Source organism: Enterobacter sp. ODB01 (assembly GCF_001623605.1).
GTDB classification, from domain to species: domain Bacteria; phylum Pseudomonadota; class Gammaproteobacteria; order Enterobacterales; family Enterobacteriaceae; genus Enterobacter; species Enterobacter kobei.
The window spans coordinates 1,413,654-1,437,739 of sequence record NZ_CP015227.1 but is presented as its reverse complement, the minus strand read 5'-3'; the positions used below and the strand labels follow the sequence as shown (position 1 = coordinate 1,437,739).

Genomic DNA, 24,086 nt, shown 5'->3' with positions numbered 1-24,086 from the left:
TCAATTTTTGCGCGTTTGTGTTGTCTGTTTTTGATCGTATTTGTAATTTATAGTCAAAAAATTGACAGGGGTCACTTTTTAAACATTTGATGAAATTAAAATGGCAGCATCAGAAATCGCACAAGGAATCACCATGACTCGCATCGTTTGTATCGGCATTACCGTGCTGGATCGCATCTGGTATCTCGATGATTTACCAAGAGAAGGTGGGAAATATGTCGCAAAAGATTATACGGAAGTGGGCGGTGGCCCGGCGGCAACTGCGGCGGTGGCAGCAGCGAAACTGGGGGCTGAGGTGGACTTTATTGGCCGCGTGGGTGACGACGAGACCGGAAGACGCCTGCTCGCGGAGCTGGAATCCCTGGGGGTGAATACCCGCTACACGCGCGTGTTTAAAGGGGCCCGATCGTCACAATCCGCAGTGCTGGTGGACGCCAGCGGGGAGCGCGTGATTGCGAACTACCCCAGCCCCGATCTTCCCGCTGAGGCTGACTGGCTGCAAGACGTCGACTTCTCACAATGGGATATCGTATTAGCAGACGTGCGCTGGCATGACGGGGCAAAACAGGCGTTTATCCGTGCTCGCCAGCAGGGCGTACCCACCTTACTTGATGCGGATGTCACTCCGCAGGACATCGCGGAACTGATCGCCCTAAGCGATCATGCCGCCTTCTCCGCGCCGGGACTGCGGCGTTTAACGCAGCTGGATGAAGCTGAAGACGCGCTGAAAAAAGCACAAATGCTCACAAATGGACATGTGTACGTTACGCAGGGGCGAGACGGTTGCTTCTGGCTGGAAAGCGGCAGGTTATGTCATCAGCCTGGCTTTGAGGTCGAGGTGGTTGATACCACGGGGGCGGGCGACGTTTTCCACGGTGCGCTGGCGGTCAGTCTGGCGCAGCAAGCGTCCGCCGTTGACGCCGTACGTTTTGCCAGCGCCGTCGCCGCCCTGAAATGCACCAGGCCCGGCGGGCGTGCGGGTATACCCGACTGTGATCAAACCCGCTCTTTTTTGTCACTTTTTGTATAAAATGCGGGGCGTGATGGTTTTCAGAGGACAGCCCATGAGTCTTACCGAACTTACCGGCAACCCGCGTCACGATCAGCTGCTGACGCTGATTGCCGATCGCGGCTATATGAATATTGATGAACTGGCGCAGCTGCTGGATGTGTCCACACAAACGGTACGACGGGATATCCGTAAGCTCAGCGAGCAGGGACTCATAACGCGTCATCATGGCGGTGCGGGCAGGGCGTCCAGCGTGGTGAACACGGCATTCGAGCAGCGTGAAGTTTCGCTCACCGAAGAGAAGCGGGCGATTGCCGAGGCGATTGCGGACTACATTCCCGATGGCTCGACCATCTTTATCACCATCGGGACGACGGTGGAGCATGTTGCCCGGGCGCTGCTCAATCACAACCATTTGCGCATTATCACCAACAGCCTGCGGGTGGCGCACATTCTCTATAAAAACCCGCGCTTTGAAGTGATGGTCCCCGGCGGCACGCTGCGCCCGCATAACGGCGGCATTATCGGCCCGGCGGCGACGGCGTTTGTATCCGGCTTCCGGGCGGACTATCTCGTGACCAGCGTAGGGGCGATTGAGCACGACGGTGCGATGATGGAGTTTGACGTCAATGAAGCCAGCGTGGTGAAAACCATGATGGCTCACTCGCGCCATATTTTACTGGCAGCCGATCATACGAAGTACAGCGCTTCCGCCGCCGTAGAAATTGGCAACGTGGCGCAGGCCACGGCGCTATTCACGGATGAGCTTCCCGGCTCGGCGCTGCAAAATCTCCTCATATCCAGCAAAGTGGAAGTAGTTGAAGTCAGTTCAGGAGAAGAACAGCAGGCTGGCTGACCTTTTTATGGCCCGATATCTCTCTTCGGGCCATTCCTTTCTTTAAGCTGAATCTCGCACATAGCCAAACCTTCTCTTTCCCGCTACAGTTATTTTTCCACGGCGAGCAGGAGATAAACATGCTTTATATCTTTGATTTAGGAAATGTAATCGTCGATATCGATTTTAATCGCGTGCTGGGCGCATGGAGCGACTTTAGCCGTGTTCCGCTGGCGACGTTAAAGCAGAATTTCGCGATGGGCGAAACCTTTCATCAGCATGAACGCGGTGAAATGAGTGACGAAGAATTCGCAGAGCGTTTCTGCCAGGATATGGGGCTGTCGTTAAGCTATGAGCAGTTTTCGCACGGCTGGCAGGCGGTATTTGTCGCGATCCGTCCGGAAGTGATCGACATCATGCACAAACTGCGCGAGCAGGGGCACCGAGTGGTTGTCCTGTCGAATACTAACCGCCTGCACACCACGTTCTGGCCTGAAGAATACCCTGAAGTTAAGGCAGCGGCAGATAAAATCTATCTCTCGCAGGAGATGGGTATGCGCAAGCCCGAAGCGCGGATATATCAGGCCGTTTTGCAGGCAGAAGGTTTCACTGCCGCCGATGCCGTCTTTTTCGACGACAATGCCGATAATATAGAGGGAGCTAACCAGTTAGGTATCACGTCAATTCTGGTGACCGGAAAAGAGACGATACCCAACTACTTTGCGAAGCAGTTATGTTAAAAACCGTTCATCAAAAAGCCACGCATCATACGCGCCCGCTGAGAGCCTGGCTAAAACTGCTCTGGCACCGCATTGATGAGGACAACATGACCACGCTGGCGGGAAACCTCGCGTACGTGTCGTTGCTCTCATTAGTGCCGCTGGTGGCGGTGATCTTTGCGCTATTTTCCGCCTTTCCGATGTTTGCGGACGTCAGCCTGCAGCTTCGCCATTTCGTGTTTGCGAATTTCATTCCTGCCACCGGGGATGTTATCCAGAACTACATCGAGCAGTTCGTTGCCAACTCCAACAAGATGACGGCGGTGGGGGCGTGCGGGCTGATTGTCACTGCGCTGCTGCTGATGTATGCCATTGATAGCGCACTGAACACAATCTGGCGGAGTAAAAAAGCGCGGCCAAAAGTCTACTCTTTTGCCGTGTACTGGATGATCCTCACGCTCGGCCCGCTGCTGGCCGGGGCGAGCCTTGCCATCAGCTCTTACCTTCTGTCATTGCGCTGGGCGAGTGATTTAAACGGCGTTATTGATAATGTGCTTCGCATCTTTCCGCTGATCCTGTCATGGCTTTCGTTCTGGCTGCTCTATAGCGTCGTACCGACCACGCGCGTACCAAACCGCGATGCGGTAGTGGGGGCGCTGGTGGCGGCCGTGCTTTTTGAGCTGGGTAAAAAAGGGTTTGCCCTTTACATCACCATGTTTCCGTCCTATCAGCTGATTTACGGCGTGCTGGCGGTGATCCCCATTTTGTTTGTCTGGGTCTACTGGACCTGGTGTATCGTCTTGCTTGGTGCCGAAATAACTGTCACTCTCGGCGTATACCGCGAACTTAAAAAAGCAGCAGCAGCTGAAAAACAACAAGAAGCAGACCAACCATGATTGCATTGATACAGCGCGTAACCCGTGCCAGCGTCACCGTGGAGGGAGAGGTGACGGGTGAAATTGGCCCAGGACTTTTGGTGTTGTTAGGTGTCGAAAAGGATGATGACGAACAAAAAGCTAACCGCTTATGCGAGCGGGTGCTGGGTTACCGCATTTTCAGCGATGCGGAAGGCAAGATGAACCTGAACGTCCAGCAGGCGGGTGGCAGCGTGCTGGTGGTGTCCCAGTTTACGCTGGCAGCGGATACCGAGCGCGGCATGCGCCCGAGTTTCTCGAAAGGCGCCGCGCCGGATCGTGCAGAAGCACTTTACGAATACTTTGTTGAGCGTTGTCGCCAGCAGGAAATGCATACGCAAACCGGACGATTCGCTGCAGATATGCAGGTTTCGCTGGTGAACGATGGCCCCGTCACATTCTGGCTCCAGGTATGAGCCAACTGGCGGCGTGGCCGCGGGTAACAAGAGAGAGTACAGCTATGTATCACCTTCGAGTACCGCAAACGGAAGAAGAGTTAGAAGCCTATTACCAGTTCCGCTGGGAAATGCTGCGCAAGCCATTACATCAACCGAAAGGCTCTGAGCGCGACGCCTGGGACGCAATGGCCCATCACCAGATGGTGATGGACGAGGAGGGCAATCTCGTCGCCGTCGGGCGTCTGTATATCAATGCCGATAACGAAGCATCTATTCGCTTTATGGCGGTTCACCCTTCCGTACAGGACAAAGGGCTGGGGACGCTAATGGCAATGACCCTGGAGTCCGTCGCCCGCCAGGAAGGCGTTAAGCGCGTCACCTGTAGCGCCCGCGAAGATGCCGTGGAGTTTTTTGCCAAACTCGGTTTTGTAAATCAGGGGGAAATCACCGCCCCGCAAACCACGCCGATTCGTCATTTTTTGATGATCAAACCCATTGCCACTCTGGACGACATTCTGCATCGCGCAGACTGGTGCGGTCAGTTACAGCAAGCCTGGTATGAACATATCCCTCTGAGTGAAAAGATGGGCGTGCGCATCCAGCAGTACACCGGGCAAAAATTCATTACCACCATGCCGGAAATCGGCAACCAGAACCCTCACCACACCCTGTTTGCTGGCAGCCTGTTTTCTCTGGCAACGCTCACCGGCTGGGGGCTGATCTGGCTGATGCTGCGCGAGCGCCATCTTGGCGGCACCATCATTCTGGCCGATGCCCATATTCGTTACAGCGCGCCAATCAGCGGCAAACCGAGCGCGGTGGCTGACCTTGGCGCACTGGGCGGCGACCTTGATCGTCTGGCGCGTGGCCGCAAAGCGCGTGTACAGATGCAGGTTGAGCTGTTTGGCGATGAAACCCCGGGCGCGGTTTTTGAAGGAACTTACATCGTTCTCCCTGCGAAGCCGTATGGCGCGTATGAAGAGGGGGGAAATGAAGAGGAGTAGCGCAGTTAAAAGAGAGTTATCTTTTTAGAAGATAACTCTCATGTTGTATTAAAAATAAATCTATTGATGGCGTAATTGCCATCCAGATCGGCGTTCGAACCTTCATAGACGAGCGTATAGTTAATCCTTGTTGTCGTAATAAAAGATGTGTTGTCAATTGCATTTTTAATTCTCTACTTTTCAAATAAAACCCAAATTGTAATTAAGGAAAGCTAAATGGTGTTTAGCTATTGCATCAATTATTATTGCAACATTTATGTACTAATGACTCGTTATGAATTTGTAATAAAATGAATAAATACTACAGCTTTGAACGAAACAAATCCTGGCTCGTAATTATATTATTATTGAGTTTTTTGCTTTTGGGTTGTTTTCTTGCCTATATCATTTGGGTGAGCATGATTTCAATGAGAACTGTTCTAATGAACTCTGTTCCAGAATGGTTAACGTATATAACGATAGGCTCTATTTTTGGTCTCATATTCTCCGGGAGAGCTACCTATTATAGACCTATTGGTAAAACATCAAATTATGTCATTGAACGTTTTTGGGTGGGGTTTAGTTGTGGCTTTATTCTTTCATTAGGGATTTATGATGTTTTCGTGTTTATGTCGAAGGGAAACGTTATTACATACGAAGCGGCTTATGAAATAACATATCCTGGCCCAAGAATGGGGCGGTTTGGTCATTGTGAAGCAGGGTTGTGGTTTAAGGACTATAACACAAAGCGTTGGATTCAATTGTGTACAAATAAAAAAGCACTTCAAGCAGCGGGTGAACCAGGAGCAGATGCTGTAAGGGTTAGTGCTCATTCAAATGAAATAGGGTCTTATATAATTGATTACAACTTCATAAAATCCAAGAGTTAATTAAGAAACCACAACTCCATATATTCACTCTGAAATAATAAATCCACGTTAAATTAAAGGAGAGAAAAACATCTCTCAACGGGAAATGGTTGTCGAATGCAGTTTTATTGATTGTATGCTGGTTAAAATCCGCGTGATGAAGGATTGTATCATGATCACGCCACAGCATACACGCGAACTATGGGGTTGCCTGGATGGTATGAGCGTAGTGAATATAAATAAACAAAAAGTGACTAACTGGCTGAAGACGTTTCCCGGAGTGCTGAATGATTTGGGGGATGTGCCGGTGATCAGACGGGATAAGTGACAGTTAAAAGAGAGAGCCCGGCGCGGTGGCCGTGATTTTTTATTACTTTTTTTCTTGGCGGTAATAAATCCACCAACAACCACATCCAAAAATGAATCCACCAAAGGATGTACCTTTAATTAGTTTCATAAAACCAGGTAGATAAACATCAATAGGAATGTCTTGAGTAATTAAAAGGTAAATTCTTGCAGAAAAATAGGTTAGTAAAGCAACAATATTAGCTGTCACAACAAATGCGAACGTGAGGAAAAACCATAGTAAAAACCACTTCTTCGATGTCATTTTATTCTTTCCTTAATCCTTATTATAATGAGGTATTACAGCCTGTTGTATTATTTTCTCGAGTCGCTTCGCATTTATTAAACGTTTCCCATAATGCAGTGCTGTATCTTTATCCATAGCGGTATAATGGCCGCAGGAAAAGTCAGTGATACAGGCTGTGAATAATATGTAATGAACGTGAAACGGTAAGAGCGCGGTATAAAGGTGCGCCAACACCTTTATACCGCTGACCACAAACAACTAAGCAGGAGTTGATTATGGCTGCGAAGAATTCTATGCCAGAGCGGGCTGTTGCCCAAACAGAAGTTGCAGTATCTGAGAATAATGTAGAAATTCGCGAGCAGGTGCACAAAAAGAACCCGCGTGCGCTTCACGGGGAACGCACCGGGTCTGAACGTGTTTACGCCAGAGGGGGATCAGGCTCTGCCTGCTGCGAACTTTATACCCGAATGGATCGCAATTATTTGCCGCTGGCGGGCGAGCGGCTGTCCCGCGTCGGATTTCGTAGCGGGATGGCGGTAAAGATCCGTGTTATGCCGGACTGTATTGTGATTGCGCCGCAAAATACCCGCGAGTTATGGGGGTGCCTGAAAGGGTTAAGTATCACGCATATCAATAAATTGAAGGTGAAAAAGTGGCTGAGAGAATTTCCGGGGACGCTGAACGACACTGGCGATCTGCCGGTGATTAAACGCGATCGTTATGATTGTCTGATCCGCAGCGAGTGATTGTTAAAAGATCCCGGCTCAGTGGCCGGGATCGTGGTTCAGGATTTTGGATCGGAAGGGGGGGATTTTCGGGCTTTGCGCTCGTCCAGTTTGGCGAAGAGCCATGACCTGAAAGCTGCTGCCGTTCCAGCAATAACGCTTGCAACCAAAACATGCTTGATATCTGATTGTTCAATATCTACTTCATGACTAATGATTAGTTTTACAATTATCAAAGCCAGAGAGAAAAAAATTAAACAACAAAAAACCATGTATGCAATGCTTAAGAACAGTAAAGCTACGGTAGTGTTATTTTTTCTTTTCATTAATTTCATCCTTAACTACATTACTAATAAATTCACCTCCCACGGTACCGATAATATCACCTACAGGGGCTGCGCTCGGACCTAATACAGGGGAAAATACTGGTGGTGCAATAATATTAACTGCCGTACCAAACGCCCAACCTGCGCCCGTGCCAGTTAATGCACCTTTATCCAGCCCATCAGTGAATAGTGAACCACCCAGTGCGATCCCGGCATTAGCCCAAATCCCACGACCCGGAGCTAGTGCACCAGTTGCTCCCGCTGAAATACTTCCCTTATAATCCCAGTTCTTGTTCTCGTTACCTGGACGGCTCAGGTCAAACCACTGGTAGCTTCCATTAGCAATTTCTCCTATTATTGCGCCACTAACAACGTTACCTACTGACGCCGCTGGTCCCAGATACCAGGCTCCCGCAATCATCACACCATCCTGATATCCTTCCACAATTGCTTTAGCGATATTCGCGCCTTCCGGTAAATCACCGTTTGCCAGTTTTTCCAGTCCGGCCTGCTTCTCCTTCGGAGACAGACCATTCTCTTCTGCATACTGGTTCCACGACTGTGCTGCCAGGCCGTAATCCATCATACCCTGTCCGAAACTGCTCGGATTAAGCGCATTATTCTCAACCACCGTCTTCCCGGACTGCGCCCCGGCGATGGCGCTTGCCGTACCGTCTCCCGCAACGCCGCCTGCTATCCCTGCGGCAAGAGTCGCCAGCGCGCTGATGGTCTGCTTTTCACTTTCACTCAGCGCAGCAACATCCTTCCCGTACATCTCCAGCGCAATACCACCCGCCAGCTCCCCGACCGCTGCTCCAGCCGCACCCGCCAGCGCGTCTTTCCCCTGCATCGCGGCCAGCACCGCATTCGCCACCGCGTGGGCGGCGGCTTTTTCCATCGTATCGTCCAGCCCGGAACGGTGGCCGATAATCTCCGCCACGTACGGTGCCGCCGCTCCGGCCAGCGCGGCGGTCATGTCGCCGCCCGCCAGACCCTGAGCGGCAGCGGTAGCCGCCTGGATGGCGCGCTGCATGTCGCTGCCCGTGCCGTACTGTTCAATTGCCGTGCGTCCGGCCTGGTCGGCTATCTCCTGAGGGGTAGGGTTGCTCTTGCCCTCAGCCCTCAGCTTCTCCTCTGCGGCGCGGAGCGCTGCCGGGTCGTTCATGGCCTCCTGTTTCGCGATTTCACCCTGCGTGCGGGCGATATCCGCCACCTGGCTGCCGATTTCCCCGATAAGCTGCGCCTCCTCCATCCTGCGCTGCTCTTTCTCCTTATCGAAAATGGTGTCGATGCTGCCGTTGGCATTCGCCGTGTCGCGGCTCAGGTCCGCCACGTCCTGCGTCTGATGCTCCTTATCGCGAACCACCACCGTGCCGTTTTCAATGGCCGCACGCGTGGTGCCCTCCGCGCTGCCGCTGCTGTCCGCCCCGACCAGCAGGTTGCTCGCCATATTCCCGGTGAACTGCCCCGCGATGCTGCCGCCGGTGCTGATGCCCGCGCTCTGGTGCTCCACGTCGTATTCAGTGGTATTGTGGATATCCCGCCAGCCGAGCGTCCCGGTGTCGAGGCGGTTGTTATCCGCCGTGGCGGTGGAGGCGATAACCGCGCCGTCGAGCTGCGTGTGGCCGCCGACGTTGATGTCGAACCCGCCGGAGCCTGCGAAGATACCGCTCTGCTCCTTCACGGAGACGTAGTCGCTGTTCATGCTGTCGCGGCTGTAGTTAACGCTGGCCGAGCCGCTCATGGTGCCGAAGGTAAAGCTGCCGCCCGCGCTGGCGTTTTGCTGTTTGCTGTCGTAACGGTCGGTGTCCTGTTCACTGGTAATGGTCAGGTTACGCCCGATATCGGCCAGGACGCTCTCCCCGCTGACCTGTGCCCCGGTGAGATTCGTATCGCGCCCGCTGACGATTGTGAGCGTATCCCCTGCGTTAACCGTGGTTTCGGTGCGGGTGGTGCCGTTGCCGCGCTCGGTTCCTTTGCCGCTGTTCACGCTGGCGGAGACGGAGATGCCCGCGCCACCGGAGCCGTAGCCGATACCGACGCCCGCGCTGCCGCCGTGGCTCTCGTTTTGGCCGTCGAGCGTGGAGGTGTTCAGTGCGGAAATCAGGTTCACGTCCCGGCTGGCCTGTAGCCACAGGTCGTTCTGCGCATCAAGCTGGCTGCCGTGAACCAGCAGGTCGCCGTCGGTTGCCACCACGGTGAGGTTATTCCCGGCGGTGAGGCTGCTGCCTTTTGCGGTGGCCTGCGTGCTGGTCCGGGTGGATTTTGACGACTGGCTGCCGTAAGAGAGGCTGATGCCGACGGTGTTGTCGTTGCCCTTCTGGTTGCCGGTGGCCTGGTCGAGCATGACGGACTGCGCGCCCTGTCCGAGGGTCAGGGCGCCTTTCACCGCCTGCAGGGCGGCGAGGCGGTCGTTATCGGTCTCCCTGGCCTGCTTCAGGGTGCTCACGCTGCTGTCGAGAGCACCACCCGCCGCGCCGGAGAGCGCAAGGGTCAGACCGGAAGATTTTTGCTCCACGGTGTGGGTCTGCGTGCCGCTCTCCGTGGCGGCGGTGATGCTGACGTTTTTCCCGGCGAGCGTCATATCCTGCGCGGCAATCAGGTCCGAGCCGTGGACGCTCAGGTCATTGCCCGCGCTCAGCGTGACGCTGCCGTTCACGGAGCCAATGGTGCTGCCGCGATGGGTGGTGTCCTGTGCGGTGTCGGTGACCTTCAGGCTCTGGCTGCCGTAGCTGACACCGATGCCGCCCGTGCCGGAGAAGCCGGATTTTTTCTCCTGCCGCTGATGACTCTCCTGGCTGTGCTCCTCCGCCGTGGTCACGGTCAGGCTGTTGCCTGCCGCCAGCCGGACATCGTTATCGCCCACGATATCGCTGCCCTGCACCCGCAGGTTATTGCCCGCCTGCAGGGTGACGCTGTCGCCGCTGAACAGGGCTCCCTGTGCGGTCTCACTGTTCACCACATCGTGCGTGGTCACGGTTTTTTTCGACAGCGCGCCGCTGCTGCCGGTGGACTGATGGTGCGACTCAAACATGCTGCTGTCAGTGGCGGCGGTGACGGCGATGTCGCGCCCCGCGCTGACGGCGAGGCTGCTGTCCGCCTCCACTGTTGCGGCCTGCGCATTCACGTCGCGTCCGGCCATCATCAGGATATCGCCTCCGCTGGCCACCTCACTGCCAACCTGTTGAGTGGTGGACTGCTTCAGCCAGTTATTTTTATCCCACGTCAGGTTATCGCTGGCGGAGGTGGTGACGGTGGTGAGGTTCAGATCCCGCCCGGCACTGAGCACCGTCTGGCTGCCACTGCCGTTGTTAACGACCTGCGCGCCGGTCAGGGTGAGATCGCGCCCGGCGTTCAGCACCAGCTTACCGTCATCGCCCTGGACGTATATCCCCGCCACGCGCTCTACGGTGGTGCGCTCAAAACTGTTTTTCCCGCCGCTGCTCTGTGCGCTGCGGGTGGTGGTGGTGAGGCTGATGTCGCGCCCGGCCGTGGCCAGTACGGCATTTTTGCCCGAGATCGTGCCGCCGGTGTTGTTGATGTCCGTGCGGGCGAACAGGCTGACGTCAGCCCCCTGTATCGTTCCTGCTTTGTTGATGATGTTGTCGGCGCTGAGCTGCACCGCGTCACGCCCGTGCAGGGTGCCGCTGTTGACCAGGTCGCGGTTCAGGTTCATCACCAGATTCTGGCCCCCCATTAGCGCGCCGGAGCCGTCGATGTCGCCAGGCTGTACTCGAACATACACCTGCGGCACCATCACCGTCTGCCAGCTGCCGTCGGCAAGCTGAACGCGGGTGTTGACCAGCCAGACCATGTCCTCCGTCAGCAGGCTCATCTGTTCGGCGGTGAGCGCCACGCCAGGGACAAGCTGATGCGTCTGCCCGAAAGCAATGCCCGCATCCATCAATGCCCTGAACTGGGTCTCATCGTCGCGGTAGTCGCCCAGGTAGCGGCCGCCGGTGAGGGCGATGATCTGCTCGCGTACCAGGCGCTGCTCGTAATAGCCGTCGCCAAGGCGCTTGTGCACGTTATCCGGATCTGTCGTGAACGCATTCTGCATATAATCACTGCCGAGCCACGTCTTGTTGTTGGTAAAGCGTGGATCGGTTTCGATCAGGTAATGCGCATCCGGATCCGGCAGGGTGTTAAACAGGCTGCTGTCCGGCAGACGGATGTCCGGCCCTGCGGCACGTACCACCACGCCCTGCGCATCGCTGGCGGGCGTTTCAATCCATTTGCCAGGCGCATTGCCGGAGGGCAGGGCAGGGGAACCCGGTGAGGTGGTGTCCACACCTACCGCCAGGCTACCCGTCCCGCTGAGCGTGGCATCTGTTTTGTGGGCGCTGGCGGGGGAAAGGGTCATGCCGCTGCCATCGGCCTGGCTGTTGCCTTCCATTTTGCCCGGCGACAGGGTGATCGACTGGATAACCACAGGCGGGGCGTAGTCCGAGGTGCTTTTTCCCTGCGAGTCGCCACCCTTTCTGGATTTACGGCTGTAGTGTGTGACCGAGCCTGCATCGGTGATCCATCGGCTGCCTTCCGGCATCACGTTATCCACCGAATCGGCGAAGATCCCGAGCGTTCCCCCCGCCACAATCTGGCTTTTATCGTTCAGAACCTGATTTGCCGTAATCAGCATATTGCCGCCGGCGAGGATTTTGCCCGGGTCACTTTCGGCAATCACCTCTTCTTCAATGGTACGGGTGTAGGTGTACTCGTAAAAGTTGTCGTTGTTGGCCCCGGTATCGTCCGGGGTGTTGAGGTTAAGCAGGTGGTCGGCCGAGTTGTGGTCGACGAACACGCCGTCAGCATCCGCATCCCAGCGGGTGGGCGATCCCTTTTGCTGGTACTCGTGGATCTGCTCCGTGGAGATGAGCGCCACTTCGGTGCTGAAATGGTCGTTGATGTTGTTGAGCTGGCCGATGGAGAGCGCCATGTCGCCCGCGGACTCAATGGTCGCGCTGTGGTTGTTGAGGGTTTGCGCCTGCCCGATGGCGAAGCCGTTGTCGTCCACGCGCCCGCCGATGGCCATCGCCCCGTCGCTGTAGATCAGCGCGTGGTCGCGGTTGTTGATTGTCTGTGCCCCGATGTCCACGCGCTGGCGTCCGGCGAGGGTCGCTGCCGTTCCGTCCTGGGCGAGGTTATTGAGCGTTATCGCCTGAATCGACAGATGATCGCCGTAGATGCGGCCGGTACCCGCGTTCGTTAAGGTTTCGGCACGCAGCCACGTCTGGCTGCCGTCGATAAGACCGTAATTACTCAGACTTGAGGAGAGGGTCAACCAGGTCGCGCCGGCGGCAATCTCGCCGGACGCGGCATTGAACAGACTGGCGGCGCTGAGATCCAGTTTTGCGCCCGCCAGCAGGTTACCGCTGTTGGTCACGCTGCCCGGCGTGGTGAAGGTCATGCTGCCGTTGGCAATCACATCACCCGCGTTGTTAAAACTCTGCTGCGTGTGAATCGTCATATCGCCGAGCGACAGAAGCTGACCGTCTCCGGTTAGCGCGTCGGCTTCAAGCGTGACGTTCTCCCCGCCAATAACGACCCCGTCAGCGTTGAGAAGCCGCAAAGCCGCGCCGCTCAGCGACAGCGCCCCCTCGGCGGACAGCTCACCCTGCGTGTTATCCAGGGTTCCGGAATTGGCGATCGATAACGTATTGCCTGCCCGCGTTGTTCCCAGAGTGTTATCGAACTGCTGGCTGTTGATTTTCACATCCAGCCCTTCAATACCCTTATCTTCAGCCTGCGTATTGCGATTGATCAGCGAGGCCGCGTTGAGCGTCACCGTTGCGCCACTGCGTATCAGGCCCAGCGTGTTGTCGATCGCCCCCGTTACGGCGTTCACCGCCAGTTCACCGAGAGACTGGATCTGCCCGTCCTGGTTATCAAGACGATTGAGGTTGAGGGTCATCTGCTGCTCACCCACCAGACGCCCGCCGGAACGGTTATCCAGCGAGGTGGCCCGCAGCGTGAACTCCCCTTTTGCGCCCAGCGTGCCGTTCTGGTTGTTCAGCGCGGCGGTGGCGAGCTGCATGTCCGCCAGGCTGTAAATCGTCCCCTCGCGGTTATCCAGCTGCCAGCCGTGCGTATCAAGAACGAGCCCGCTTCCCTGAATGACCCCCTGACGGTTGTCGGTATCGCTGCGCGTGGCAAGCGTCAGCGTATCCAGGGCATACAGCGTCCCGGCGATGTTGCTAAAGCGCGCGGCGTCCAGCGTGGCCCGTTTTTCGGCGAGAAGTACGCCCGCATCATTTTGCAGATCGGTCGTGGTTATGCTCAGGTTTCCCTGGCTAACGATGCCGCCCGTGTCCCCGCTGTTGCGGTTGCTGATACCGTCAACGGCCAGCGTGAGATCCCCTCCGCTCTGGACCAGCCCGCTGCTGTCGTTGTCCAGACGCTGTGCCGTGACGGCAAGATTGCCCTGGGCGACAATCATCCCTTTCTGGTTGGCGATCCGGGAGGCGTCTATCCGCGCATCTTCACCGGATACCAGTGTGCCTTGCGTATTTTCCAGCGACCCCACATGCAGATTCAGCGAACCTGTGGCGCTCAGGGTACCGTTGCGGTTGTCCACGTCCGCGGCCGTTACGACGGTTTCTTTCGCGCTGGCCAGCATGCCGTGCTGATTGCTGATGCTGCCGGCGTTGACGTTCAGGGTGCCAAAGCTGACGATGCCGCCGGTCGTCAGGGTCGTGTTGTTTGACAGGCGGTTCCCGTGAGTGTCGACGATCATGTCCGCCCCGGACTGAATTAACCCTTCGTCGTTGTTCAACCCGGCGCTGTCGAGCGTCAGGTTATCGTGGGCGGCAATTGTCCCGCCGACGTTAGCCAGCGCGTTGCGGCTGGTTAGCGCGACGCGGCCGTGTTCCGCGCTGATAAAGCCGCTGCTGTTGTTGAGAGTGTCGGCGCTCATGCTGATGCTGCCTGCTGCTGCCAGTTCACCCTCGCGGTTGTCCGTCAGGCCAGCCGTTTTTATCGTCAGGGCGCTGCCGGTATCGGCGGCAACGATCTGGCCTTTACGGTTATCCAGCGACGCGGCGTTGACGCTTACCGTGGCGTTGGCGGCAATCATGCCTTCGCGGTTATCAATGCCGTCCTGATGGTTCAGCGTCAGACCCCGCGTGCCGCTCTGGCTTATCTGGCCTTTCTGATTTTGCAGGCGTTTTGCCGTGAGCGTGAGCTGGTCGGCGGCGAGCAGGCCGCTGCTGTTATCCAGCGTGCCGGTTGCCGTGGCGCTGAGTGTGTCATTCGCGATGACTTCCGCACCGGCGGTGCTGAGGTCGCCTTGTCCGGCGTTAAGGGTAATGGCGTTGGCCTGCGTCACGCTGCCTGATGCATCCAACCCCTGTCCCGTGGACCTGATGTTGCCACCCGCCACATTCAGTCCATGCATCTCAAGTTTGCCGCTGGCGTTGAGCGTCAGATCGCCGTCGCGGCCTGTGGTGCCATCGGGCTGCACGCCTGCCGCCAGCGTGCCGGTGCTGGCAATCGTTTTGCCCGTCAGGCTGACGTTGCGCTGTGCAGCGAGGGAGCCGCTGTTTTGTATGGCGTCGGTGCCAGAAAGGGCGACGTCAGCGGAAGACCAGACCGTGCCGCTATTCTCAATACGCCCGTCGGCGGAGAGGGTGACCGTCCCTGCTTCCGCGCCGATATTGCCCGCGTTGCGCACGCCGACGCCTTTTTCCGTCCCGATCAGACGGATTTTCCCGGCGTACATGCCGCCGACCTGGGAGACATCCAGCGCCATGACGGGTTTTGCCGCACCGTTATCCGCAAGGGCGGTCACCTTTTCATGCGCCGCATCCACCGTGTTGCGCCCGGTAGTGACGCGTAAATCCTGCGCGTGAATCGCCGCATTCACCTGAACCGCCCGGGCGATGATATCGGTGTGCGCCTGCCCGGAGGTATCCAGCCCGTTGCCGTTCACGGTAATCTCACCGCGCTCCACCTGATACCCGGTTATCCGGCCATCCTGCATCTGCGCGGTACCGGTCGTCAGCGTGGCGCGCCCGGCGTTGATAAAGCCGCAGCCGTCACAGGTAATGCCCGACGGGCTGGCAATGATCACGTCGGCCTTTTGTCCAGCCACCTCAATGTAGCCGTTGAGCTGGCTCGGGTTGCGTGCGTTCACCTCGTTGAGGATGACTTTAGCCTCGCCTTTCGCCAGCCACGGGTTGGCGGTCACCATTCCGCCGAGTTCGGTTGAGGTATTTTTATGGGCGTTATTGAGGATGGCCCCGTCCCGGCCAACGTCGAACTGACTGTAGGTGTTGCGGGACACGCCGCCTGCAGACGGGGTCTGGATATTCACCTGCGTCGTGCCGTTAGCGGTGCTGATCACGGTGGGCTGCTGTTTACCGGGCGCGGAGGCGTCCGCCACAATCCCGGCGGCCTGCACCGTGACGGCACCAGAGGCCAGCCACAGCGCAAGGCTGAGTGCGCCGACGCGACAGACAAGACGCTGAAGCGCGTGCCCGATCCCGGAGGAAGACGATCCGCCCGAACAGCCGCGCGCCAGCTCGGAAACGACCATCAGCATGCCGCGGGCTTTATTAAAGACGATACGGTACAGACGTTTATTCATGGTGAAATCCTTTTTATTTTTGTCCGTGCAGCGGGTGCGTGTGTTTCCAGTTCAGCAGCGCTTCGCGCGTGACCTGCCTGCCATAAAACGTTTTGATACGACGGCCTTTCTCATTGCCGCGATGCCACAGAAAGCGCGCAACGTGATGCGGAAAAATCTCCTCGCGTACCAGGCGAAACAGGGCTTCCGCGTGCCCAAAGGGGGCAATAAAATCGCGAAACCACATCCGATCGCCGTTACACCAGTCTTCTTCCGGCAGGACGACCGTCTCCTGGGTGAGATAGCGGCGTTCGGCTTCTTCGCTCATCCATGCCCAGCTCAGGAAAAAGATCGGGCGTCCTTTCTCCTCTATCAGCACGTACTGCTGGCGTTTAATGATGGGCAAGAGCACCACGGGCAGGACGTGCAGCGGCGCGTCACGGTGGTTGAGGGAATGCATCCAGAGCCAGACCGACGCGCCCAGCACTTCGGCTTCACTTAGCGCGACGTCCTCGAGCTGCGGACAATGAACCGTCAATTCGCCATAGCGCATACTCAGAAATCCATGTTGAGGTTGAAGCCGAAGGTTGCCGGGCTGGTTTTAAAACCGTCCGGGTGGGAGAACGGCACGCCCGCGAAGGCGTCGTATCCCACTTTCCAGAGCGCACCGCGCAAGCCCGCCGCGCCACCCGCAAGATGGTTGCCCGCCAGGTATTCCGTACCGTTGCCAGCGACCTCGCCATAGTCGGCAGCCAGATAGAGCTCGGTTCCGGCAAGCGGGGTCTGCCAGGAGAGATCGTTTCGAACCAGCCAGCCGCGATCGGCGTTGAGCGTGCGTTCGCCGTCGAAGCCGCGCACCGTCCAGCGCCCGCCGATGGCGAACTGATCCTGTGAAGTGAGCGGCGTGTTGCTGGTCTGACGCTGCCAGGCTACGTCGTAACGCAAGTGCTGCGTGCTGAGTGCGAACGGCAGGCTCAGGCGTGCGTTGGTGCGAAGAATTCGGCCCAGCGCGGTGGCTTCATCGAACGTTTCTTCGGGGGCTGGCTGGGCGCCAAACCATCGCGTGCCGCGCTGGTAGCTGATGCCAGCATCAACCGTGGCGGGGCCGATATAGTGGCGATGCTGAAGCCCGGCCTTCCATGAAGAGACGTGGCGGCGCTGAACTTCCACTTCCGTGTCGTTGATGTAGTTTTTCGTTGTCCGGCTCTCCACGTCCCAGGTGAACGTGGTTTTTTGGGCGCTGCTGCGATGCAGAACCCGGCTGGCCTGCGCCACCAGACTCTGGCTTTTGCCGCTGTAACGAATGTCTCCGTTTAGTCCCGCCACGGTCTGGTGATAGTGGTAATCGCTGCCGGTAACGGAAAATGCCCACCAGCCCACGGGAACAGACCAGTGGGCGCTGAGGTTTTGGTTGCCTTTTTCCGGCCCGGTTTGCAGGTCATGGTTCATGGAAAACCAGAAGAGATCGCTCAGCGCCAGCGGGTTATCCAGCGACAGCGTTAGCCCACCCTGATAGCGGCCCGTTGACGACGAGCCAGAATCATCAAGCGACAGGCCAAGCCGCCAGAATTTGCTCTGCTGGCGGGTTATCACGATATCGCTCTCACCCGGCTGTTCAGCCGGAACGATATCCATCTCAACCTGGACGGTGGGCAGGCGCTGGAGGTTCTCCAGACCCTGCTCGATATCCCGCAGGTCGAGCAGATTACCGTCATGTGCCGGGAAGGCGCTGTAAAGCCATAACCCGCGACGGCTGTTATCGGTCAATGTGACGTGGCGTATTTTCCCCGGAATAACGGCCAGCGCTAAATGGCCGCTTTTTAAATCCTGAGCGGGAGCCAGCACGCGTGCGGTTGTCCAGCCGTGGGCGATCAGCCGGTTTTGCAGCAGGCTCATCACGTGGTTGATACCCCGTGCGCCGAGGCACTTCCCGACGGCCTGATTCGCGATGCGCTGCAGCGGTACCCAGTGCGGGAGGGCGTTATGCCCCGTCAGCGTCACGTCATGGATGGTGAAGCAGGGCGTTTCGGCGGCAAATTCGCCGCTTTCGTTACGTGTTGCCGGAGATTGCAGCCGAACGTCAGGCGCCTGGGGCGTCAGTTGGTTTTCCAGCGCCTGCTGACGCTGCTGTTGCAGGATAAATGGTTCATCACCCGGTGCGGCGCTGGCACCCGATGAAAGGCTGAGAACAGCACAGATAAAAAAGCCGGTGCGCTTCGTTGCGACTGGTCGAAATTCCCTTTTCAACATTTTCCCTTACAAAATGTAATGTTTTCTTGCAAGGGATCGTGACGAAGTCACAGCGACTTTTCTACGCGTAGCGGCTAAATAAAATCTGAAAGTGGGGGAAAGTACGGAAGCGGATTAAAGCGGGTATGACTGGCCGGGCAAGCTTGCGCCGCCCGGCACGGTTACGGGAGATTACTCCCCTTCACCCGGGAACAGGAACGGGTTGATTGAGCTGCGGGCGAAGCCCTCCTGCTCCATTTTGGCGTCCAGAATCAGCGAGGCGAGATCGTCGGCTACCGCTTCGACTTTCGGGTCTTTTTCCTGATACAGAATCTTCAGGTAGGTCCCACAGTCGCCGCAGCTTTCAGCTTTCACTGCCGCTTCTTCATTTTCCAGCGACCAGTAGTTGAGATCGCGGGTCTGCTCGCAGTTGCTGCACTTCACGCGCACGACGTGCCATTCGGTTTCGCACAGGTTGCAGTGCAGGTAGCGCAGCCCCTGGGTGGTGCCAATCTGTACCATGCTGGAGACCGGCATGGAACCGCACACCGGGCAGAACTGGCGCGCTTCACCGTACTCGGCGCGGGCTTTGCCGGGGATCAGGCTTGCCATCTGCGCCCAGTAGAGCGACAGTGCCGCCCAGATAAACGGCGCTTTATCACTGCTGACCTGCGAGAAGTCGGAAGCAAACAGCGCACTCGCCATCTCTTCCAGCTCCTGTTCGGACGCTTTTTCCAGGTTCTCAATGACCGCTAGCGCAGTACCGCTCATTTCGGGCTTCAGCTCGGCAATCAGCGAATGCAGCAGCTTGTGCCAGTGCTTGTCGCGCGGCAGGACGTGAATATCCAGCGGCGGCTTGCCCTGCTCATTGGCTTCTTTGATGCGCGCAGTCAGGTCCATTTGCAGTGGGTGGTCGTACAGCACCACTTCCTGCGCGTGGGCGACAAGCGCAGCAAAACGCAGAAAATCGCCCAGCGGGTTGTTCTCTGCCAGCTCGCGCAGACGCTCTGCGCGGCGGTTGTAGAGGTTCTTGAGTCTGGGGAATAACAACGGCGGAATATACTCCGCCGTACGTTTCTCGCTCGACCCCAGCTCATCTTGCGGGATTATGCGAATACTCATTCAGATGACTTTTCCTGTTTCTGGCGGACTTCACGGTACCAGCGCGGGTGATGTTTCTTCGCCCACGTACTGGTTACCCAGCCTTCCACCATCGCGGTAATGGTGCCTTTCACCCAGAGGGCGGCGTAAATATGCACCATGATAACCACAATTAGCGCCACTGCGGCAAATGAATGCAGCATCAGCGCGAATCGGATCACCGGGATTGAGAAAGCAGGCGCAAAATACGGACGCCAGATGATCACGCCGCTGACCAGCAACAGGACCAGGAAGATAATCGCCGCCCAGAATACGCATTTCTGACCGAAGTTATAACGCCCGGTATCACCTACTTCCTCGTTGACGACGATCTTACGAATATTCTTCGCCCAAAAGATATCATCCCGATTGATTAGGTTATGGTGCCAGTAGCGGAAAAACATGATGATGAACGACGCGAACATGATGACGCCAACAAACGGGTGCAGTATACGCGCCAGTTGTGGTGTCCCCATGATCTGCATCAGCCAGTTGAAGGAGGGGAAGAAGAACCCCAGCCCGCTTATCGCCGCCAGCATGAAGCAGAAGGCGGTGACCCAGTGGTTGATGCGTTCCGGCGCGGTGTAGCGCACGATGGTGTCACGTTTTCTCATTTGCGCACCTCGTCTTTCTCTTCATGCAGGTTGTCGTCTTCCTCTTCCGCACGGTTCGGACCGACGCCGACGTAGTGGAAGATGCTCGCTGCGAAGGTGGCAGCAAAACCTACCGCGGCCAGCGGTTTCCAGATGCCTTTCCAGAACTTCACGGTGGCGCTGATTTCCGGGTTCTCCGGCAGGCCGTGATACAGATTCGGCTTGTCGGCGTGGTGCAGCACATACATCACATGCGTACCACCAACACCGGCCGGATCGTACAGGCCCGCATTGTCGTAACCACGGGTTTTCAGCTCGCCCACGCGCTCTGCCGCCAGCGTTTTCATATCCTCTTTAGAGCCAAAGTGGATAGCGCCGGTTGGGCAGGTCTTCACGCAAGCGGGCTCCTGGCCGACAGTGACGCGGTCAACGCACAGCGTGCATTTGTAGACGCGGTTGTCTTCCGGATTCAGGCGCGGTACGTCGAACGGACAGCCCGCAATGCAGTAGCCGCAGCCGATGCACTGCTCGGACTGGAAGTCGACGATGCCGTTGGCATACTGAATGATAGCCCCTTCTGACGGACATGCCTTCAGGCAGCCCGGATCCGCGCAGTGCATACAGCCATCTTTGCGGATAAGCCATTCCAGTTTGTCGTTCTGCTCCACTTCCGAGAAACGCATCACCGTCCAGGACTTGGCGGTCAGGTCCGCAGGGTTGTCGTACACCCCCACGTTGTGACCCACTTCGTCACGCAGATCGTTCCACTCAGAGCAGGCCACCTGACAGGCTTTACAGCCGATACAGGTGGTCACGTCGATAAGTTTCGCCACTTCCTGCTGATGGTCCCGCGCCTGAGGCGCGGGCGTGAAACCGTTAGTCGCGGAACGACGGATAATGTCTTGAGATTGATAAGCCATAAGTCGTCTCCGTTACACCTTTTCCACGTTCACGAGGAAGGCCTTAAACTCCGGCGTCTGCGTGTTCGCATCACCGACGAACGGCGTCAGGGTATTCGCAATGAACCCTTTCTTCGCCACGCCCTCATAACCCCAGTGAATTGGGATACCGATGGTATCCACCTGCTGACCATGAACGTTCAGCGTGCGAATACGCTTGGTCACCACCGCCTTGGCTTTAATGTAGCCGCGGTTAGAGGAGACCTTCACGGTATCGCCATGAGCGATGCCGAGCTTGTTCGCCAGCTTCTCGCCGATCTCCACAAACTGCTCCGGCTGCGCGATGGCGTTAAGCAGCGCGTGCTTGGTCCAGTAGTGGAAGTGCTCGGTCAGACGATAGGTGGTGCCCACGTACGGGAACTTGTCTTTTTTACCCAGCGCTTCAAAGTCGCCCTTGAAGATACGCGCTGCCGGGTTAGAGACCACGTTCGGGTGCAGCGGGTTAGTGCCCAGCGGCGTCTCAAACGGCTCGTAGTGTTCCGGGAACGGCCCTTCTGCCATCTTATCAATGGCAAACAGACGTCCCATCCCTTCAGGCTGCATGATAAACGGTCCGACATCGCTGCCTGGTGCGGCAGTGCTGTAGTCCGGAATATCCACGCCGCCCCATTTCGCGCCGTCCCACTTCAGAAGCTGACGCTTCGGATCCCACGGGTTGCCCTGCGGGTCAGCGGAGGCACGGTTATAGAGGATGCGACGGTTAAGCGGCCACGCCCACGCCCAGCCCAGCGTATTGCCGAGGCCCGACGGGTCGGCGTTGTCGCGGTTGGCCATCTGGTTGCCTTTCGGCGTCCAGCTACCAGCGAAGATCCAACACCCGCTTGACGTGGTACCGTCATCGCGCAGATGGGCGAAGGTACTGAGCTGATCGCCTTTCTTCGCCAGCACGGTGCCGGTGGCCGGGTCGATAACATCCGCCAGCGCCTTACCGTTGCTCTCCATCGCCACTTCTTCCGGCGCAGGATTTTCAGGCGTCGAGTAGTTCCAGGTCATGTTCAACACCGGTTCCGGGTTCGCGCCACCTTCAGCCGCGTACATCTTGCGCAGGCGTAAGAAAATACCGGCCAGGATCTCGCCGTCGTTCATGGCGATGCCCGGGGCGTCCGCACCTTTCCAGTGCCACTGCAGCCAGCGGCCGGAGTTGACAATAGACCCGTTCTCTTCCGCGAAGCAGGTGGATGGCAGACGGAACACTTCGGTCTGAATCTTCGACGGATCGACGTCGTTCGATTCGCCGTGGTTCTGCCAGAAGGTCGAGGTTTCAGTATTGAGCGGGTCAATCGTCACCAGGAACTTCAGTTTCGACAGGGACTCAACAACCTTGTTCTTGTTCGGGAACGAGGCCACCGGGTTAAAGCCCTGGCAGATATAGCCGTTGACCTGACCCTGATGCATCATCTCGAAGTACTGAAGCACGTCGTAGCCTTTGTCCCACTTCGGCAGCCAGTCAAAGCCCCAGCTGTTTTCCGCCGTCGCCTTGTCGCCGTAGAAGGCTTTCATCAGCGAGACGAAGAACTTCGGATAGTTGCCCCAGTAGTTCACCTGGCCTTCGAGCAGCGGTTTTGGCGTGCTGGCCGTCAGGTAGGTTTGCAGGTCGGTTTGTTTCTCGCTTGGCAGGTTCATATAACCTGTCAGGCTTTGAGACAGCAGGCCGAGGTCGGTCAGACCCTGAATGTTGGAGTGACCGCGCAGGGCGTTCACGCCGCCGCCTGCCATGCCCATGTTGCCGAGCAGGAGCTGAACCATCGCCATGGTACGGATGTTCTGCGCACCGATGGAGTGTTGCGTCCAGCCGAGGGCGTAGAGGAACGACGCGGTTTTATCTTTCGCGCTGGTTTCGGCTATCAGCTCGCACACCTTCAGGAAGTCCGCCTTCGGCGTACCACAGATGTTTTCAACCACCTCCGGCGTATAGCGGGAGACGTGCTCTTTCAGCAGGTTCCACACGCAGCGCGGGTGTTGCAGGGTGGTATCGCGTTTCGCAAAGCCTTTCTCATCCAGCTCGTAGTTCCAGCTGGTTTTGTCGTACTTGCGTTTTTCGGCGTCGTAACCGCTGAACAGGCCATCTTCGAAGTGGTAATCCTCACGCACGATCAGGCTGGCGTTGGTATAGGCTTCGGTATATTCGCGGTTGTATTTTTCGTTGGTCATCAGGTACAGCAATACGCCTGACAGGAAAGTGATGTCAGTACCTGAACGAATAGGGGTGTAGAAATCCGCCACTGACGCTGTACGCGTGAAGCGGGGATCGATCACAATCAGTTTCGCACCGTTGTGGATTTTGGCTTCCATCGCCCAGCGGAACCCGACAGGGTGCGCTTCAGCGGCGTTACCGCCCATCACCACAATAAGGTTGGCGTTCTTGATGTCGACCCAGTGGTTGGTCATCGCACCGCGACCAAATGTTGGAGCAAGACTTGCTACCGTTGGTCCGTGTCAGACACGCGCCTGGTTGTCGACCGCGAGCATACCGAGTGCGCGCGTAAATTTCTGGGTTAAATAGCCGGTTTCATTACTGGACGCTGAAGCACACAGCATCCCAGTGGAGAGCCAGCGGTTGACCGTCACGCCGTCGGCGTTCTTCTCAATGAAGTTCGCATCACGGTCTTCTTTAATATGTTTAGCGATGCGGTCAAACGCCTCTTCCCAGCTGATTTGCTGCCATTTGTCGGAGCCAGGCGCACGATATTCAGGGAACTTCAGGCGGCTTTCAGAGTGGATAAAGTCCACCAGACCGGCCCCTTTCGGACACAGCGCGCCGCGGTTGACCGGGTGATCCGGGTCACCTTCGATATGGAAAATAGATGCTTTGGCGTTTTTAGCACCGTCGCCGAGGCTATACATTAACAGCCCGCAACCGACAGAGCAGTACGTACAGGTATTACGGGTTTCACGGGTGCGCAGCAGTTTATACTGCCGCGTTTCCGCCAGCGCGACGCCGGGCGCAAAGCCCAGTGCTGCTGCCGTTGTGCCTGCCATACCGCCAGCGCAGATCTTAAAGAACTGCCTTCTGCTGACCTGCATGGGTCACTCCTTGTTTCGACATTGCTTACATATGTAGTTTTGACTTCGCGGTTGAAGAATGACCGCAAAGGAAAAAATTTGCGTTAATCCCTCATTTCTCCGAGGGATATCATCAGAATACCACAATGTCGGTACACCTGTTCTAATGGCGTTAATACAAAGTGAACGTATTATCACCATGTTGATTATAAAGTGTGATACAGATCAC

At 56.9% G+C, this 24,086-nt stretch carries 17 protein-coding genes and 1 pseudogene; 9 read left to right on the top strand and 9 right to left on the bottom strand.

Translation table 11 applies throughout. From position 1 onward, the window contains the following. Positions 1-133: 133 nt before the first annotated feature. The 8 genes and pseudogenes from A4308_RS06880 to A4308_RS06850 form a co-directional block, all read left to right on the top strand. Entirely contained in the window at positions 134-1,030 is an 897-nt protein-coding gene (locus A4308_RS06880) for a sugar kinase (RefSeq protein WP_045281574.1), read from the top strand. A gap of 34 nt (positions 1,031-1,064) precedes the next feature. Further along, entirely contained in the window at positions 1,065-1,865 is an 801-nt protein-coding gene (locus tag A4308_RS06875; RefSeq protein WP_045281575.1) for a DeoR/GlpR family DNA-binding transcription regulator, read from the top strand. 119 nt (positions 1,866-1,984) lie between these two features. Further along, a complete protein-coding gene (gene yihX / locus A4308_RS06870) occupies positions 1,985-2,584 on the top strand; it encodes a glucose-1-phosphatase (RefSeq protein WP_023331629.1) in 600 nt (199 codons plus the stop codon). Beyond that, on the top strand, positions 2,578-3,459 hold the full coding sequence (locus A4308_RS06865) for a virulence factor BrkB family protein (protein WP_014885748.1): 882 nt from the start codon (positions 2,578-2,580) through the stop codon (positions 3,457-3,459). Before yihX ends, A4308_RS06865 begins: the two co-directional genes overlap by 7 nt. Next, positions 3,456-3,893, top strand: coding sequence for a D-aminoacyl-tRNA deacylase (gene dtd, locus A4308_RS06860; protein WP_014885747.1), 438 nt, complete (start codon positions 3,456-3,458; stop codon positions 3,891-3,893). Before A4308_RS06865 ends, dtd begins: the two co-directional genes overlap by 4 nt. Before the next feature lie 44 nt (positions 3,894-3,937). Further along, a complete protein-coding gene (gene fabY, locus A4308_RS06855; RefSeq protein ID WP_023331628.1) occupies positions 3,938-4,879 on the top strand; it encodes a fatty acid biosynthesis protein FabY in 942 nt (313 codons plus the stop codon). A 290-nt stretch (positions 4,880-5,169) separates the two neighbouring features. Then, the gene (locus A4308_RS21670; protein ID WP_071890796.1) at positions 5,170-5,748 is read left to right on the top strand and encodes a hypothetical protein; all 579 of its coding nucleotides are present in this window, start codon (positions 5,170-5,172) and stop codon (positions 5,746-5,748) included. Positions 5,749-5,822: 74 nt separating this feature from the next. Beyond that, positions 5,823-6,055: pseudogene (locus tag A4308_RS06850) on the top strand (SymE family type I addiction module toxin); the annotation flags it as partial. Positions 6,056-6,097: 42 nt separating this feature from the next. Here the strand turns inward: A4308_RS06850 and A4308_RS06845 are convergent. Next, on the bottom strand, positions 6,098-6,337 hold the full coding sequence (locus tag A4308_RS06845) for a hypothetical protein (RefSeq protein WP_023331625.1): 240 nt from the start codon (positions 6,335-6,337) through the stop codon (positions 6,098-6,100). A gap of 257 nt (positions 6,338-6,594) precedes the next feature. On the opposite strand from A4308_RS06845, the gene A4308_RS22205 reads away from it, so the two are divergent. Beyond that, on the top strand, positions 6,595-7,065 hold the full coding sequence (locus A4308_RS22205; protein WP_023331624.1) for a hypothetical protein: 471 nt from the start codon (positions 6,595-6,597) through the stop codon (positions 7,063-7,065). A gap of 38 nt (positions 7,066-7,103) precedes the next feature. Here A4308_RS22205 and A4308_RS06835 read toward each other — a convergent pair whose 3' ends face one another. The 8 genes from A4308_RS06835 to fdnG all read right to left on the bottom strand — a co-directional run bounded on the left by A4308_RS06835 (position 7,104) and on the right by fdnG (position 23,878). Further along, on the bottom strand, positions 7,104-7,370 hold the full coding sequence (locus tag A4308_RS06835; protein WP_023331623.1) for a hypothetical protein: 267 nt from the start codon (positions 7,368-7,370) through the stop codon (positions 7,104-7,106). Further along, positions 7,354-15,954: a hemagglutinin repeat-containing protein gene (locus A4308_RS06830; RefSeq protein ID WP_049011399.1), complete on the bottom strand. Its 8,601-nt coding sequence runs from the start codon at positions 15,952-15,954 to the stop codon at positions 7,354-7,356. Before A4308_RS06830 ends, A4308_RS06835 begins: the two co-directional genes overlap by 17 nt. A 13-nt stretch (positions 15,955-15,967) precedes the next feature. After that, positions 15,968-16,486 carry a toxin-activating lysine-acyltransferase gene (locus tag A4308_RS06825; RefSeq protein ID WP_023331620.1) on the bottom strand — a complete coding sequence of 173 codons (519 nt, stop codon included), beginning with the start codon at positions 16,484-16,486 and terminating at the stop codon, positions 15,968-15,970. Between the two features lie 2 nt (positions 16,487-16,488). Next, positions 16,489-18,183 (bottom strand): ShlB/FhaC/HecB family hemolysin secretion/activation protein, encoded by a 1,695-nt coding sequence (locus A4308_RS06820; RefSeq protein ID WP_045281577.1) that lies wholly within the window; start codon positions 18,181-18,183, stop codon positions 16,489-16,491. 171 nt (positions 18,184-18,354) lie between these two features. Further along, positions 18,355-19,284 (bottom strand): formate dehydrogenase accessory protein FdhE, encoded by a 930-nt coding sequence (gene fdhE / locus A4308_RS06815; protein ID WP_045281578.1) that lies wholly within the window; start codon positions 19,282-19,284, stop codon positions 18,355-18,357. Further along, positions 19,281-19,916 (bottom strand): formate dehydrogenase cytochrome b556 subunit, encoded by a 636-nt coding sequence (gene fdoI / locus A4308_RS06810; RefSeq protein ID WP_008501832.1) that lies wholly within the window; start codon positions 19,914-19,916, stop codon positions 19,281-19,283. The genes fdhE and fdoI overlap by 4 nt, the downstream gene beginning before the upstream one ends. Beyond that, a complete protein-coding gene (gene fdxH / locus A4308_RS06805; protein WP_008501831.1) occupies positions 19,913-20,815 on the bottom strand; it encodes a formate dehydrogenase subunit beta in 903 nt (300 codons plus the stop codon). The genes fdoI and fdxH overlap by 4 nt, the downstream gene beginning before the upstream one ends. 12 nt (positions 20,816-20,827) lie before the next feature. Next, positions 20,828-23,878, bottom strand: coding sequence for a formate dehydrogenase-N subunit alpha (gene fdnG, locus A4308_RS06800; protein ID WP_108444113.1), 3,051 nt, complete (start codon positions 23,876-23,878; stop codon positions 20,828-20,830). Between the last annotated feature and the right edge of the window lie 208 nt (positions 23,879-24,086).